This is a genomic window from Nocardioides sp. NPDC101246, from assembly GCF_044767415.1.
Classification (GTDB): Bacteria; Actinomycetota; Actinomycetes; order Propionibacteriales; family Nocardioidaceae; genus Nocardioides.
Genome location: NZ_JBIWNX010000013.1, coordinates 63,357 through 78,122, shown reverse-complemented (window position 1 = coordinate 78,122; position 14,766 = coordinate 63,357). Strand labels below are relative to the sequence as shown.

Here is a 14,766-nt window from a genome sequence, read left to right as displayed (position 1 = left end):
GCAGGACGTAAGGCCCGGGAGGAGTCCGCACTGCGATATGTGGGGCGGATGAGTCGCATATCGGGTGCCGGGCTCCCGAAGGAACGGGTAGGGTGTTCATATAACGCACACATTTGAGAAGGGTCGTCTTCAGATGCTTGAGTCCGCGCCGCCGGCCGGTGCGCAAACGATCGATCGTGGCCTGCGGGTGCTGTGGTACCTGGCCGAGCATCCTCTGGGGGTCACCCTCGCGTCGTTGAGCCGGGACATGGGGATGAACCGCACGGCCCTGCATCGGCTGATGGAGACCTACCGGGCCCACGACATCGTCCGCCGCGACGAGAACAAGTGCTTCCACCTGTCCTACGGGCTCGTGCAGCTCGCCTCGCACGTCGACAGCGACCTGCACCGCATCGCCTACCCGGTGCTGGCCGAGCTGGCGGACGCGACCGGTGGGACCGCGCACATCATGGTCCCGGTCAGTGACAACGAGGTCCAGGCGATCGCCGTCGTGGAGCCACGCAACGCCGCGGTCCATCTCTCGTTCCGGACCGGGCACCGTCACCAGATAGATCGCGGCTCGGGTGGGATCGCGATCCTCGCCGGCCGGCCGCCGAGCGAGGACGACTCCGAGGAGGTGCGTGAGGCCCGACGCCTGGGGTACGCGCTGTCGTTCGAGCAGATCATCCCTGGGGTCGCGGGCGTCTCGGTGCCGGTGCCCACCCCGGCCAAGATGCCGGAGGCGTGTCTCGGGATCTCGCTCGTGGACCGGAACGCGGCGGATCGTGCGGCCCCGCTGGTGGTCAAGGCGGCCGAGGAGCTCAGGTCGCTGCTGCTCGTGCACGGCGGCCAACGCTGAGAACGGCAGGATCCCGGGCCTCGGGCGACGTGCCTCGAGACCCGGGATCCGATCCGGGGTCGTGCCTCGGTCAGGAGTAGACGGGATCGCTCATGTCGCGCTGGGAGGCGACCCAGGCGGGATCGAGCTGGTCCACCATCGACACCGTGCGCGACTCGTCGAAGACCACGACACGGTCGGCGATGGCCCACCGGCCGTCGCGACGTTCGAACCGGTCCACGTAGCGGCAGCGGATGACCGCGAGATCCTGTTCGGCCGCCCCCGGCGCCGGCTTCTGGCGCAGGAAGCACAGACAGTACGACTCGACGCCTGCCGTGTCGTCGTCGACGAAGTCGATCAGCACGTTGCTGATGAAGTGCTGGGACGAGTCGATCGTCCGATGGCGTTGCCTGATGTCCTCGACCAGCCCGGCCGCGTCCCCGGTGTAGCCACCGTGGACGTCGATCGCGTCGTCGAAGTAGCACGCCGCGATCGCATCGTAGTCCAGCCGGTCGACGGCGCGTGCGTACCGGAACAGGACGTCCTGGATCTCGAACCGGTCCTCGATGCGGCTCATGCGTCCGCGACCTCCTTCTGCCTCTCGGTGACCTCTGCCGCGCGTCGGGCGCTCTCGCGTCCGGCGACCCGGCCGAGCACCAGTGCGTGCGCGACCGAGTTGCCGCCGCCGACGTAGCGCTCGCCGAGGATGCCGCCGGCGGCCTCGCCGGCCGCGAAGAGCCCCGGAACCGCGCGGCCATCGGTCCTCACGACGCGCGTGCGAGCATCGATCTGGAGTCCGGTGTGGGTGCAGACCAGCTCGGCCGGCAGCATCCGGACGGCGTAGAACGGGCCGGACCCGATCGGGTCCAGATGCGGTCCGGCGCCCTTCGCCGCCAGGGTCTCGTGCCGAAGGAAGTCCTCGTCGCGCCCGGCCCGGAAGAGCTCGTTGAACCGCTCGACGCTGGCCGTCAGGTTCTCGGCCGGAACCTCCATCAGGCCCGCGAGCTCCTCGAGGGTCTCGGCCCGACGGACGACGCCCTTGCCGACCTCCTCGGCGACGCGGTCGGGGGTCCAGTCGGCGTACCCGTCCGGCAGCGCGGTCCGGGCTCGTTCGTCGAAGACCGACCAGACCCACCCGCCGTTGTCCTTCAGGATCCCCGGGCTGACCGCGTACGGCGCGTCCTCGTCCATGCAGCGACGGCCGTCGGTGTTGACGTGGATGCGGGACGGTGGCGGGAACCCGCTCTGCCAGTGGTGGAAGCGCTGGAACTCGGCGGTGACCAGGAGCAGGCCCCAGCCGTCGCCGAACAGGGACAGGCCGTGCCGCTCGGCGATGCCGATGTGGTCGCCGCGTGAGCCCGGAGCGGCGACCACGAAGAGCGCGTCGCCGGCGACCGAGGTCTCGGGGAAGTACTTCGCCACGAGCCCGGGGTCGGCCGCGAGACCGCCGGAGGCGACCACGACACACGGTGCGGTGATCTCGGTGTCCTCGATGACCACGCCGGCGACCTCGCCGTCACGGACGAGCACGTCCTCCACCCGGCTGCCGAGAGCCAGGTCAACGCCCAGTCGTTGGCGCGCCTTGTCCAGCGCCTGCACCAGGCCGTACCCCTGATCCTTGGGTACGTGCCCGCGCCAGACGTCCTCGACGCCGGCTCGGGTCAGGCCCGGCATGTGCGCGTTGTGGGAGATCTGCGCAGGGATCTCGACTCCCAGGTCGACGACCCAGTCGACGATGGTGCTCGACTCCTCGCAGAACATCCGGACCGGGCCCGGAAGGACGCGCCACTGGTTGAGATCCATGTAGTGCTGGAACATCCGAGCGGGGGAGTCCTCGATGCCGAGGGCGTCCTGGACGCCCGTCCCGGCCGCGGTGAGCAGGCCCGCGGAGAGCTGCGTCGACCCACCTACCTCGGCCTCCGACTCGAGCAACAGGACCCTGGCCCCGTCCTGAGCGGCCGCGATGGCTGCGGCCAGCCCGGCACCGCCGGCGCCGACGACGATCAGGTCGTAGTCGTACGGCTCAGACATGCTGCGAGCCACCGTCCACCGGGATGTTGGTTCCGGTGATGTAGCGGGCGCTGTCGGAGAGCAGGAAGTAGAGGGCGCTGAAGACCTCGATCGGGGCGCCCAGGCGGCGCAGCGGGACGGTGCTGAGCGCGCGGTCGAGCGCCACCGGGTCCTCCTGGACCCAGCGGGTCATCTCGGTGTCGATGAAGCCGGGAGCGATCGAGTTGACCCGGATGTTGTCCGGGCCGAGCTCGACCGACATGCAGGTTGTCAGGTGCTTCACCGCGGCCTTGGAGGAGTTGTACGTCGCCCGGGTGACCCGAGCACGCACGGCTGCGACCGAGCCCATGTTGACGATCACGCCGCCGCCGACGGTGCGGAAGTGACGGGCGGCGGTCTGGCCGCCGTAGACGACTCCGTTGAGGTTGACCCCGTAGGTCAGGGCGAGCTGATCGGGGGAGATGTCGGTGAACTCGGCCTGCGGGAAGACCCCGGCGTTGTTGACCCACATGTCCAGCCGGCCGAACTCGTCGAGCGCCGTGGCCGCCATCGCGTCGTGAGCGGCGGGGTCGGTCACGTCGGCGCCGATCCCGACGACGCGGCCCGCGTCGGGGACACCCGACAGGTTGGCGTTGATCTTGTCCGCGACCGCCGCCATCGCGTCGCCGTCGAGATCGCCGCCGACGGCGTTCACACCGCGGCGGGCGAGCTCCTCGACGAAGAGAGCGCCCATCCCTCGGCCCGCCCCGGTGACGACGACGGTACGTCCGCTGAGCTCGGGGTTGAGGGCCGGCAGCGGGGAGAAGTCGACGCGGCCGGGATTCGAGGTGGCACGTTCGTCAGTCATGGGTGGAGCTCCTTCTTGAGTGGGTCCGGCTGTCCGTCGCGGACGACCAGACGGTGGTGAAGCCGCAGCTCCGGCAGCCGCCGGAACTGATCGGTGATGGTGGTGACGCGCTCGATGCGCGCTCCGCCGGTGGTGAGGTCGTGGGTGGTGACGATGAGGAGGTTCGCCCGTACGACGACCGTGTCGTCGGTGACCCCGTCGAGCGCCACGTTCGTCACGATGTGATGCAGATGCGGGCTGCCCTGATGCACCGTCCGAGCGAACTCCTCCAGGGCCGAGGTACCGACGACCGGATCGGGGTAGGTGGGGGAGTCGAAGACGCCGTCAGCGGTGAACATCGCGGCCCAGTCGGCGGCCTCGCCCCGGTCGATGGCCAGGGACTGTCGTCCGTAGAAGTGCTGGACCTCGACGAAGGCCTCGAGCTCGGGAGTCATCACTCGGCCCCCAGGTCGGCGAGGATCCGGTGGTAGAGCCCACCTGAGGTCAGCCCGCCGTCGGCGACCAGCTCGGCTCCGTTGACGTAGGACGACGCGTCGGAGAGCAGGAAGCACACCACGGCGGCGATCTCGTCCGGCGAGGCGAGCCGGCCCTCCGGCACGGCCCGCAGGCTCGCGTCCACGAAGCTGCTGTCGGGTGCCTGATGCAGCAGCGGAGTGCCGGTCAGCCCGGGGTGGACCGAGTTGACCCGCACCTTCCGGTCCGCGTACTCCAGGGCGCCGACCTTCGACAGTCCCCGCACACCCCACTTGCTGGTGCCGTACGTCGCGGAGAAGTAGCCGACCAGCCCGGCGATGGAGGAGACGTTGACGACCGAGGCGCCGTTCGCGCTGGTCAGGGCCGGAGCGAGGAACTTCATCCCGTAGAAGACGCTGGACAGGTTGATGGCCATCACCTGGTTCCACTGCTCGACGCTGGTCTCCTCGATGCCCAGACGCAGGCTCACGCCGGCGTTGTTCACCAGGCCGTGCAGGGGGCCTTCCCGCTCGACCTCCCGCGAGACCCGGGCCCACGACTCCGGGTCGGCGACGTCGAGGGAGACCACCCGCGCCGAGCCGCCGGCTGCCGAGACCTCCTGGGCCAGGCCTCGAGCGCCGTCCTCGTCCAGGTCGGCGACCCACACGCGTGCGCCGCGTGCCGCCAGCGCGAGGCTGTAGGCGCGGCCCAGGCCGCCGGCGGCACCGGTGATGAAGACGGACCTGCCGTCGAAGTCACGGGTCTCGGTCACAGCTCGAGCTCCTTGCCGCGGGTCTCGGGGAGGAAGAACGTGGCGATGAACGACAGCACGGCGGTGAACAGCAGGAAGCCGGCCGGCGCGAGGTTGTTGCCGGTCAGGCTGATCAGGAGCGTCGCGATGAAGGGGGCCGTCCCGCCCAGGGTCATGTTGGTGAAGTTGTTGGCCAGCGCGATGCCGCTGTAGCGGTAGCGAGCGCGGAAGATCTCGGCGTACGTCGAGAACGAGACGCCGTTGTTGCAGCCGATCACGAAGGCGAGGGTCGCCTGGGCCGCGATCGCGGCACCCACCGAACCGTCACGCATCAGCAGGAAGGCCGGGATCGTCAGGACGACCACCAGGCCGGAGCTGGTGAAGAAGACCGGTCGTCGTCCGAACCTGTCGCCGAGGTAGCCGGCGATCGGCAGGCTGATGACGGCGGCGACCATCGCGATGCACGTGGAGGTGAAGGCGACGTCCGCGGAGTGGCCGCCTTCGGTCTGCAGGTAGCTGGCCGCGTAGACGGAGCAGATGTAGTAGCCGCCGACGATGAGCGCGCCGAGCCCGACCACGAGGAGGACCTGGCGCCAGGCGTGCCGGAGCACGTCGGTGATGGGGTACGCCGACTGCTCGATGTCCTCGGACTCCTGGACGGCTTCGAACTGGTCGGTCTCGTGGAGCTGGCTGCGGATGTAGAGGCCGACCAGGCCGATCACCAGGCTGATCAGGAACGGCACGCGCCAGGCCCACTGGCTGATCGTGTCCTCGCTGAAGGCCGTGTTGACGCCGAGGGCGACGAGCGCGGCCAGCAGGGATCCCAGATAGGTGCCGGTGTTCACGAACGAGGTCTGGAAGGCGCGGTGCTTGGCCGGGGCGTTCTCCGCGACGAACGCGTTGGCGCCGCTGAGCTCACCGCCCGCCGCGAAGCCCTGCAGGCAGCGGCACAGGACCAGGACCGCCGTCGCCCAGACGCCCAGCGTGGCGTACGTCGGCAGGATCCCGATCCCGGCGGTGGCGATCGCCATCAGCAGGATCGTGTAGGTCAGGGAGCGCTTGCGGCCGTACTTGTCGCCGATGTGCCCGAAGAAGATCCCTCCGGGGACGCGCAGGAAGAACGCGACCGCGAAGGCGGCGAACGTGTTCAGCAGCGCGGTGGTGGGGTCGCTCTCGATGAAGAAGTGGCTGGCGATCATCGTCGCCATGTAGCCGTAGATCGCGAAGTCGTAGTACTCGACCACGGTGCCGAGCACGGCCGCCCGGATCACCTTGGCGGTGGACTGGGTGGGACGGCCGGTCTCGGTCGGACTGCCTGCGGTGACGGAAGGACTCATTACTGCCTCTCGGACGTTCAAATAACGAACGAAGCGTTCAATTATGCGTCACCATAACCACCAATGTGTGATGGGCGCAACACCTGCCGGCGGATCGGTGGCCGCGCTCGGCGCCGTGGCCGGTGGCGATGGTTGTGCGTGGAGACGTGCTCTAGTCTGCGGCTGGGGGCTGCTGTGTCCCCGTCGACGACCCGGATCGGGAGGATGAGGATGGCCACGCTTCAAGGCTTGGATCGTGGGCTGGCGGCGCTGGCCTTCGTCTCCCAGAACCCGGCCGGCGTCACGGTGGCCGACGTCGCCGCTCACCTCGGCGTCGACCGCGCGATCGCCTATCGCGTCGTCGCCACACTGGAGGCGCGTGCCCTCGTCACGCAGGGGCGCAACAAGCGCCTACGCCTCGGTGCCGGCGTGGTCGCGCTGGCGGGTCGCTTCTCGGCTCAGCTGATCCAGGCGGCCGAGCCTTCGCTGCAAGATCTTGCCGACGCGGTCGGCGCTCCGGCGTTCCTGACCCTCGCGCACGGCGAGGACGAGTGTGTCCCGGTGCTCGAGGCCGACCCGAAGGTCGGCCAGGGGCCCGTGCGGGTCGGCTATCGGATCGGGCTGCGCTACCCGCTCGACAAGGGTGCGAGCGGGATCGCGATCCTCGCGCTCGCCGGCCCGCGGCCGGGCGATTCCGCCGCGGTTCGGGAGGCGCGCGAGCTCGGCTACAGCCACACCGCGGGCGAGCTGCAGCGTGGCGCGGTCGGGATCGCCGTCGGCTTCGAGGCTCCCGGGTCGCTGCGGGCGTCCGTTGGCGTCGTCACGATGGACGACATCGACCCGACCGAGGTCGGCCCGCTGGTGGGTGCCGCCGCTCGGCGCCTGGCCGAGCTCGGCCTGGGCTGAGTCGGCGCTCTCTTGACGACGCGCGGGCCGTCGTCCTACTTTTGCGCTTAGAGCGCACATAAATGTGCGTTCAACGCACAAGGAGCACTCATGCCGTACTACCACTCCGCCGGCGCCGTTCCCCCGAAGCGGCACACCCAGCACCGCGACGAGGCCGGGAACCTCTACTTCGAGGAGCTCATGGGGGAGGAGGGCTTCTCCTCGGACTCCTCGTTGCTGTACCACCGGCACATCCCCTCGGCCGTGAGTGAGTACCGCGCGTGGGAGCTGAACGACCAGTCCCTCGTGCCCAACCACCCACTCATCCCGCGGCACCTGTCGACGCACAAGATCTTCGCCGAGGGCGCGACCGGCATCGACGCCGTGACGGGACGTCGGCTGCTGCTCGGCAACGATGACGTACGGCTGTCCTACGTCGTGGCCGACGCGGTGAGCCCCTACTACCGCAACGCGCTCGGCGACGAGTGCCTCTACGTCGAGGACGGCGCCGGACGGGTGGAGACCGTGTTCGGCGACCTCGAGGTGGGGGACGGCGACTACGTGATCATCCCGCGCGCGACGACGTACCGGGTCGTCCCCGACGGTGTGCTGCGCATCTACGCGATCGAGGCCAACTCCCACATCGGGCCGGCCCGGAACTACCTCTCGAAGCACGGTCAGCTGCTCGAGCACGCCCCCTTCTGCGAGCGCGACCTCCGGCTGCCCGAGGGACCGAAGGTGGTCGAGGGCGAGAACGTCGAGGTCCACATCAAGCACCGCGGGCCGGACGGGATCGCCGGCAGCATCCACGTGCTGCCCCACCACCCGTTCGACGTCGTCGGCTGGGACGGGTGCCTCTACCCCTACGTGTTCAACATCAGGGACTTCGAGCCGATCACCGGCCGGATCCACCAGCCGCCGCCGGTGCACCAGGTCTTCGAGGGCAACAACTTCGTGATCTGCAACTTCGTGCCGCGCAAGGTCGACTACCACCCGCTCGCGATCCCCGTGCCCTACTACCACTCCAACGTCGACTCCGACGAGGTGATGTTCTACTGCGGCGGCGACTACGAGGCGCGCAAGGGATCCGGCATCGGCCAGGGGTCGATCTCGCTGCACCCGGGTGGTCACCCGCACGGCCCGCAGCCGGGCGCGTACGAACGCAGCATCGGTGCGGAGTTCTTCGACGAGCTCGCCGTCATGGTCGACACCTTCCGGCCGCTGCTGCTCGGCGAGGCCGGCCGCGCGACCGACGACGGACAGTACGCCTACTCCTGGGTGCGCAACCGATGAGGACGTTGGCGGGGCTGCTCGACGACGCGGCCGTGTTCCCGCCGGGGAACGCGCCGCTCGATCAGGCCGTCGACGCTCACGTACGTCATCTGCGGTCGGCCCATGCCGGCCTGGTCGGGCCGCTCGTCCTGGCCGCCAAGGACCTGGGTGCGCTCGAGGTCGTCCTGGGAGATCGGCCTGGGCACTCCGTCGACCTCACCCTGACGGTTCCGCTGCCGGGGCTCGTCCCGGCGATCGCCGCCGCACGAGCGGTCCGGTCCGTCCGCCTCGTCGGACTCGAGGTGGCGCTTCCCGACGGGGCCACCGCCGCTGAGGCCCTGGCGGCGCTCGACGCCGCCGACCTCGACGCCGACCTGACCAGCTATGTCGAGGTGCCCCGGGACGGTCGCCGCGCCGACCTGTTCGCGGCCCTGGCAGGCACGCGCTATCGCGCGAAGCTCCGCACCGGCGGCGTCCGGGCGGACCTCTACCCCGACGAGACGGAGCTGGCCGCAGCGGTCAGGTCCGCGGTCTCCCTCGGGGTGCCGTTCAAGGCCACCGCCGGTCTGCACCACGCCGTGCGCAACACGGATCCCGCGACGGGGTTCGAGCAGCACGGCTTCCTCAACGTCCTGGTGGCGACCGGGTGCGCGCAGGACGGTGGCGACGACACCGAGGTCGCGAAGCTGCTCGCCGAGCGGGACGGCGGCCGTCTCGCCGAGCAGGTCCGAGCGCTCGAGCCCTCGGTGCGGGATGCGTTCTGCTCCTTCGGCACCTGCTCCATCGACGAACCCATCACCGAGCTGGTCGACCTCGGCCTGCTCGACCCCCGATACAAGAAGGATCTCGCGTGACCACCATCAGCATTCCCGACGGCTCGCTCTTCGGCCTCGCCAACCTTCCCTACGGGGTCTACTCGATCCCCGGCCAGGACCCGCGGGTCGGCGTACGTCTGGGCGAGCACGTGGTCGACCTGGCCCTTCTCCTCGGTGACGACGTGTTCGCCGCCGGCAGCCTCAACCCGTTCATGGCACAGGGCTACGAGCGCTGGGTCGAGGTCCGCGCGTCGATCACCGAGCGGATCCAGGGTGACGTGCCCGACGAGGCCGTGCACGACCTGCGGGACGTCACGCTCCACCTTCCCTTCGAGGTCGCCGACTACGTCGACTTCTATGCCTCCGAGCACCACGCCGGCAACCTCGGCCGACTGTTCCGTCCGCAGGCCGCGGAGCCGCTGATGCCGAACTGGAAGCACCTGCCCGTCGGCTATCACGGCAGGTCCTCGTCGATCGTCGTCTCCGGCACCGAGATCGTCCGCCCGTCCGGCCAGCGCAAGGACGCCGCCGACGAGCTGCCGGTCTTCGGCCCGTCCACCCGGCTCGACATCGAGGCCGAGCTGGGCTTCGTCGTCGGCACCGGGAGCGCGATGGGGACCAGCATCCCCGCCGGCGATGCCGAGCGACACATCTTCGGTGTGGTGCTGTTCAACGACTGGTCCGCGCGCGACATCCAGGCCTGGGAGTACGTTCCGCTCGGCCCGAACCTCGGCAAGTCGTTCGCCTCGACCGTCTCGGCCTGGGTCGTCCCGCTCCTCGCGCTGGAGTCCGCACAGGTCCCGACGCCCGCACAGGAGCCCGCGGTCCTGCCCTACCTGCAGATGCCGCGTCCCTGGGGGCTGGACATCGAGCTCGAGGTGGTCTGGAACGGGCAGGTCGTGTCCCGCCCGCCGTACGCCGCCATGTACTGGTCACCGGCGCAGATGCTCGCCCACCAGACCGTCAACGGTGCGCCCAGCAGTACCGGGGACCTGTTCGCCTCCGGGACGATCTCCGGCCCGGGCAAGGATCAGCGCGGTGCGTTCATCGAGCTGACCTGGGGCGGCGCCGAGCCGGTCGAGGTCAACGGCTCCCCGCGTACGTTCCTGGAGGACGGCGACGAGATCGCGCTCCTCGCCACCGCGCCCGGTGCCGACGGCACCCGGATCGGGTTCGGGGAGGCACGCGGCCGCATCGTGGGCAGGGCCTGAGCGAACCCGATCAGGCAGACGTACGCCGCACCAGCTCGGGCGCGAAGACGACCCGACGCGGGATGGTGGTGGTGCCGTCGAGCTGGGCGAGGAGGAGCCGGGCGGCCTCCTCGGCCATGTCTCCTATCGGGTTCTTGACCGTGGTGAGCGGGGGAGTGGTGCGCTCGGCGATGCCTAGGTCGTCGTAGCCGACGACCGCGACGTCGTCCGGGACGCGGCGGCCGGCTCGCTCGAGGGTGCGGAGCGCACCCGCGGCCATCAGGTCGGAGGCGACCATGAGGCCGTCGATGTCGGGATGCCTGCCCAGCAGGATCTCGCAGGCGGCCTCGCCGCCGTCCTCGGTGAAGTCGCCCTCGACGACCGCATCGGCGGCGAGACCGGCGGCGTCCAGGGCGGCCCGCCAGCCGGCCACCCGGTCGGCTCCCGCACTCATGTCGGCGGGGCCGGTGATGGTGCCGATCCGGCGGCAGCCGCGGTCGATGAGCACCTGGGTGACCTCGCGCGCGCCGGCGAAGTTGTCGGTGTCGGCGTAGGAGACCCGCTGGGCGCCGGTCCACGGGCGGCCGACGAAGGCCGCCGGCAGGCCGAGGTCGGCGACATGGTCGGCGAGCAGGTCGCTGCGGTGCGAGGAGACGACGATGGCACCGTCGATGTGGCCACCGCGCAGGTAGCGCAGCAGCCGTTCCTCCTCATCACCCGGGCGGGCGATCAGCAGCACCACCTGCAGGTCGCGCGCCGAGAGGGCCCGCGTGACGATCCGCAGCGTACGGGCGAAGAACGGGTCGGCGAAGACCCGCTCGTCGGCCTCGGGGATGACCATGGCGACCGAGTCGGTACGCCGGGTCACCAGCGATCGCGCCGCGGGGTTGGGGGTGTAGCCGAGCGTGCGGACGGCCTCGGCGACGGCCTCGGCGGCCTTCGCGGAGACGCGAGAGCCGCCGTTGATCGCGCGCGACGCGGTCGCCCGGCTGACACCAGCCATCCGGGCGACCTCGTCGAGCGTGGGCATGTTCACGACAGTGCCTATTCCTTCCGGGCCGGCACCCGGTTGTTGGCGGCGACATCGGCGAACCAGAGGCCGCTGTCCTTCGGCGTACGCACCTGGGTCTCGAAGTCCACGTGCACGATCCCGAACCGGTGGGCGTAGCCGTAGCTCCACTCGAAGTTGTCGAGCAGGGACCAGGCGAAGTAGCCCTGGATGTCCGCGCCCTGCTCGATCGCGTCGAGCGTCGCGCGCAGGTGCTGGTCGATGTAGTCGAGTCGGGCGGTGTCGTGCACTGCGCCATCCTCGACCACGTCGTCATAGTAGGCGCCGTTCTCGGTGATGTAGATCGGCGGGGCACCGTATTCGTCGCTGAGCCGGGTCAGCAGCCGGGTCAGCCAGACCGGGTCGATCTCCCAGTCGCGGGCGGTCGTGGGGCGACCGGTACGCGGGGTCACGAACTCCGCACCGGGGTAGGGGTTGCCACGCGGCAGGTCGGAGTGCACCAGCCGGCTGCCCAGCACCTGGTCTGGGTCGATCTCGAACGGCTCCGCCGCGATGGCGTTGCCGAAGTAGAAGTTGATCCCGAGCACGTCGAGCGGAGCCGAGATGACCTCGAGGTCGCCCTCGAGCACCCAGTCCTGCCACGGCCGGCCCTGGAAGGTCAGGCCCTCGGTGTCGGCGGCCAGGTCGTCGGCGTACTTGCCTCGGAACAGCGGCTCGAAGAACACCCGGTTGTGCAGACCGTCGATCCGCCGGGTCATGTCGACGTCCTCGGGACGGTCGGCGTCGTAGGGGTCGACGACCGTCGGGTTGAGGGTGATGCCGAGCGACTTCCCGTTCTCCGGCGTCGCGCCGCGGCTGCGCAGCTCGTTGACCACCAGGCCGTGACCGAGCATCAGGTGGTGAGCCGCGACGATGCCGGCCACACCCTCCTGGCGACCTGGCGCGTGCTGGCCACCGGAGTAGCCGAGGAACGCCGAGCACCACGGCTCGTTCAGCGTCGTCCAGTTGTCGACGCGGTCGGAGAGCGCGTCGTAGACGGTCGTGGAGTACTCCACGAACCGGTAGGCGGTGTCCCGGCTGGTCCAGCCACCCTGCTCCTCCAGCGCCTGCGGCAGGTCCCAGTGGTAGAGCGTGATCCACGGCGCGATCTCGGCCTCGAGCAGCTCGTCCACGAGCCGGCTGTAGAAGTCGAGCCCGGCCTGGTTGACCTTCCCGCCGTCGGGACGGATCCGCGGCCACGCCGTCGAGAACCGGTACGAGGCCAGGTTGAGGCGCTTCATCAGCGCGACGTCCTCAGGCACCCGGTGGTAGTGGTCGCAGGCCACCTCGCCGGAGTCGCCGTTGAGGATCGCTCCCGGCACCTTGGCGAAGGTGTCCCAGTTGCTGGGCGTACGTCCGTCCTCGTCGATGGCTCCCTCGATCTGGTAGGAAGCGGTCGCCGCGCCCCAGAGGAAGTCCTTCGGGAACGTACGTTCGGCGTGGGTGGGGTTTGTCGAGAGGGTCATCCCTTGACGGCTCCTTGCATGATGCCGGACACCAGGTGGCGTCCGGTGGCGATGAACAACAGCAGCAACGGGATCGTCGCCATGATGGTCCCGGCCTGGAGCAGAGCGAGGTCGCTCAGCCCCTGCCCGGGTGCGATCTTGAGCTTGTCGAGCGCGGTCTGGAGGGTCTGGACGTCGGAGTTCTGCAGCACCAGCAGTGGCCACATGAAGTCCGTCCAGACGCTCATGAACGTGAACAGCGCCAAGATCGCCATCGCCGGACGTGCTGCCGGGACGGCAACTGTCCAGGCGATGCGGATCTGGGAGCAGCCGTCGACGCGGGCCGCGTCGATCAGCTCGTCGGGGATCGCGTCGACGAGGTACTGACGCATGAAGAACACCCCGAACGCGGTCACCAGCCACGGCAGGGTGACCGCGGTCAGGGTGCCGTCGAGGCCGAGGTTGCTGAACTGCTTCAGCATCGGCACCAGCGCCAGCTGGGTCGGGACCGCCAGCGTCATGACGATGAACGCCATCAGCACGTTGGACCCCTTGAAGCGGAGCTTCGCGAACGCGTAGCCCGCCAGCGTCGAGAACGCCACCACCGAGAATGCGCCGATGCTCGAGACGATGACCGAGTTGAGCAGCGCCGACCAGAAGTCGATCTGGTCGAAGACCCGCTTGGCGTTGTCGATGAAGTGGCCGCCGGGCACCAGCGGGGGCGGTGACTGGAGGGTCCTCTCCTTGGTGACCGTGCCCATGACGTAGGACCAGTAGAGGGGGAAGACGGAGCCGAGGACGAACGCGGCGAGCAGCGCGTAGACCAGGAAGCCGGGCTTGTTGATGCTGTGCATCTTGGAGCTCATCGGGCCACCTCCGTAGCGCGAGCGCCAGAATACGGACGCGGTCCGATGAAAGTTTCGATGTTCGCTCGCTGACGCTCGCTCATCGGGCACCTCTGTTCTGGATCGCGCGGGTGATCACGAAGTTGAGCAGGGCGACCCCGACGATGAGCAGGAACAGCAGCCAGGCCGCGGCGGCCGCCCGGGGATAGGGGTCGGTCGCGCTGTTGGCGGTGTTGAAGACGTACATCGTCAGGGTCTGGAACTGGTAGTTCGCTCCGCCCTGGTGCTGCAGGTTGGTGTCGAAGAGCCGCGGCTCGGTGAAGATCTGCAGACCGCCCATCGTCGAGGTGACGATCACGAAGATCATCGTCGGGCGGATCGAAGGCAGGGTGATGTTCCAGAACTGGCGTCCGCTGCCGGCCCCGTCGAGGGAGGCGGACTCGTAGAGGTCACGGGGGACCGCCTGCATCGCCGCCAGGATGATCAGCGTGTTGTAGCCGGTCCAGCGCCAGTTGACCATCGTCGCGATCGCCGTCCAGCTGGCGAAGCGGTCGGTGTGCCAGCCGATCGGGTCGATCCCGATCACGCCGAGCATCTGGTTGGCGAGCCCGGACTTGTCGGCGAAGATCGCGCTCCAGATGAGCGCGGCCGCGGCGGGGGCGACGACGTACGGCAGCAGGACCGACATCCGCCACCAGGAGCGTCCGCGCAGGTTGGTGTCGAGGAGCGCCGCGATGACCGTCGCGATGATCACCTGCGGCACCGAGGAGAGCAGGAAGATCCCGACCGTGTTGACCAGGGCCTTGTGGAAGACCGGGTCGGTGATGACGTGGACATAGTTCGCCCAGCCGACCGGGTCACCCACGGCGCCGCCGAAGCGCGGCCAGGAGAAGAAGGACAGGTAGCCCGTGTAGAGCAGCGGGTAGAGGCCGATCGCCGCGAAGACGATGAAGAACGGCGCGATGAAGAGGTACGGCGCGTACTTCACGTCCCAGCGGCTGAGCCGCTGCCGCAGGGCCGAGGGGCCCTGCGGCGAGCGGCTCGCCTGAGGGGATGTCTTGAGCATCTTCAG

The 14,766-nt window shown here is 69.5% G+C and carries 15 protein-coding genes; 5 read left to right on the top strand and 10 right to left on the bottom strand.

What is annotated here, in order from left to right; all coding sequences use genetic code 11:
- The first annotated feature begins 133 nt into the window (after positions 1–133).
- A complete protein-coding gene (locus tag ACIRON_RS22630; RefSeq protein WP_402995694.1) occupies positions 134–838 on the top strand; it encodes an IclR family transcriptional regulator in 705 nt (234 codons plus the stop codon).
- Positions 839–908: 70 nt separating this feature from the next.
- Here ACIRON_RS22630 and ACIRON_RS22625 read toward each other — a convergent pair whose 3' ends face one another.
- From ACIRON_RS22625 to ACIRON_RS22600, 6 genes are read right to left on the bottom strand one after another with little or no spacing between them, the layout of a single operon-like run.
- On the bottom strand, positions 909–1,394 hold the full coding sequence (locus ACIRON_RS22625; protein ID WP_402995692.1) for a nuclear transport factor 2 family protein: 486 nt from the start codon (positions 1,392–1,394) through the stop codon (positions 909–911).
- Positions 1,391–2,848: an FAD-dependent oxidoreductase gene (locus ACIRON_RS22620; RefSeq protein WP_402995690.1), complete on the bottom strand. Its 1,458-nt coding sequence runs from the start codon at positions 2,846–2,848 to the stop codon at positions 1,391–1,393. The genes ACIRON_RS22625 and ACIRON_RS22620 overlap by 4 nt, the downstream gene beginning before the upstream one ends.
- Positions 2,841–3,674, bottom strand: a complete 834-nt coding sequence (locus ACIRON_RS22615) for an SDR family NAD(P)-dependent oxidoreductase (RefSeq protein WP_091045952.1) — start codon at positions 3,672–3,674, stop codon at positions 2,841–2,843. The genes ACIRON_RS22620 and ACIRON_RS22615 overlap by 8 nt, the downstream gene beginning before the upstream one ends.
- A complete protein-coding gene (locus tag ACIRON_RS22610; RefSeq protein ID WP_402995688.1) occupies positions 3,671–4,108 on the bottom strand; it encodes a nuclear transport factor 2 family protein in 438 nt (145 codons plus the stop codon). The genes ACIRON_RS22615 and ACIRON_RS22610 overlap by 4 nt, the downstream gene beginning before the upstream one ends.
- Complete coding sequence (locus ACIRON_RS22605) at positions 4,108–4,899, bottom strand: SDR family NAD(P)-dependent oxidoreductase (RefSeq protein ID WP_402995686.1); 792 nt, start codon at positions 4,897–4,899, stop codon at positions 4,108–4,110. The genes ACIRON_RS22610 and ACIRON_RS22605 overlap by 1 nt, the downstream gene beginning before the upstream one ends.
- Positions 4,896–6,215, bottom strand: a complete 1,320-nt coding sequence (locus ACIRON_RS22600; protein WP_402995684.1) for an MFS transporter — start codon at positions 6,213–6,215, stop codon at positions 4,896–4,898. Before ACIRON_RS22600 ends, ACIRON_RS22605 begins: the two co-directional genes overlap by 4 nt.
- A gap of 210 nt (positions 6,216–6,425) precedes the next feature.
- Between ACIRON_RS22600 and ACIRON_RS22595 the strand changes: the two genes are divergently transcribed.
- From ACIRON_RS22595 to fahA, 4 genes are all read left to right on the top strand, one after another.
- Positions 6,426–7,100: an IclR family transcriptional regulator gene (locus ACIRON_RS22595; protein WP_402995682.1), complete on the top strand. Its 675-nt coding sequence runs from the start codon at positions 6,426–6,428 to the stop codon at positions 7,098–7,100.
- Positions 7,101–7,190: 90 nt separating this feature from the next.
- On the top strand, positions 7,191–8,372 hold the full coding sequence (locus ACIRON_RS22590; protein ID WP_402995679.1) for a homogentisate 1,2-dioxygenase: 1,182 nt from the start codon (positions 7,191–7,193) through the stop codon (positions 8,370–8,372).
- Complete coding sequence (locus tag ACIRON_RS22585; RefSeq protein ID WP_402995677.1) at positions 8,369–9,205, top strand: hypothetical protein; 837 nt, start codon at positions 8,369–8,371, stop codon at positions 9,203–9,205. Before ACIRON_RS22590 ends, ACIRON_RS22585 begins: the two co-directional genes overlap by 4 nt.
- On the top strand, positions 9,202–10,377 hold the full coding sequence (fahA, locus tag ACIRON_RS22580) for a fumarylacetoacetase (protein ID WP_402995675.1): 1,176 nt from the start codon (positions 9,202–9,204) through the stop codon (positions 10,375–10,377). The genes ACIRON_RS22585 and fahA overlap by 4 nt, the downstream gene beginning before the upstream one ends.
- 10 nt (positions 10,378–10,387) lie before the next feature.
- Here fahA and ACIRON_RS22575 read toward each other — a convergent pair whose 3' ends face one another.
- From ACIRON_RS22575 to ACIRON_RS22560, 4 genes are all read right to left on the bottom strand, one after another.
- Positions 10,388–11,386, bottom strand: a complete 999-nt coding sequence (locus tag ACIRON_RS22575) for a LacI family DNA-binding transcriptional regulator (protein WP_402995673.1) — start codon at positions 11,384–11,386, stop codon at positions 10,388–10,390.
- Between the two features lie 14 nt (positions 11,387–11,400).
- A complete protein-coding gene (locus ACIRON_RS22570; RefSeq protein ID WP_091045972.1) occupies positions 11,401–12,870 on the bottom strand; it encodes a glycoside hydrolase family 1 protein in 1,470 nt (489 codons plus the stop codon).
- Positions 12,867–13,715: a carbohydrate ABC transporter permease gene (locus tag ACIRON_RS22565; protein WP_402995671.1), complete on the bottom strand. Its 849-nt coding sequence runs from the start codon at positions 13,713–13,715 to the stop codon at positions 12,867–12,869. The genes ACIRON_RS22570 and ACIRON_RS22565 overlap by 4 nt, the downstream gene beginning before the upstream one ends.
- A gap of 79 nt (positions 13,716–13,794) precedes the next feature.
- Positions 13,795–14,760 (bottom strand): carbohydrate ABC transporter permease, encoded by a 966-nt coding sequence (locus tag ACIRON_RS22560; protein ID WP_402995669.1) that lies wholly within the window; start codon positions 14,758–14,760, stop codon positions 13,795–13,797.
- Between the last annotated feature and the right edge of the window lie 6 nt (positions 14,761–14,766).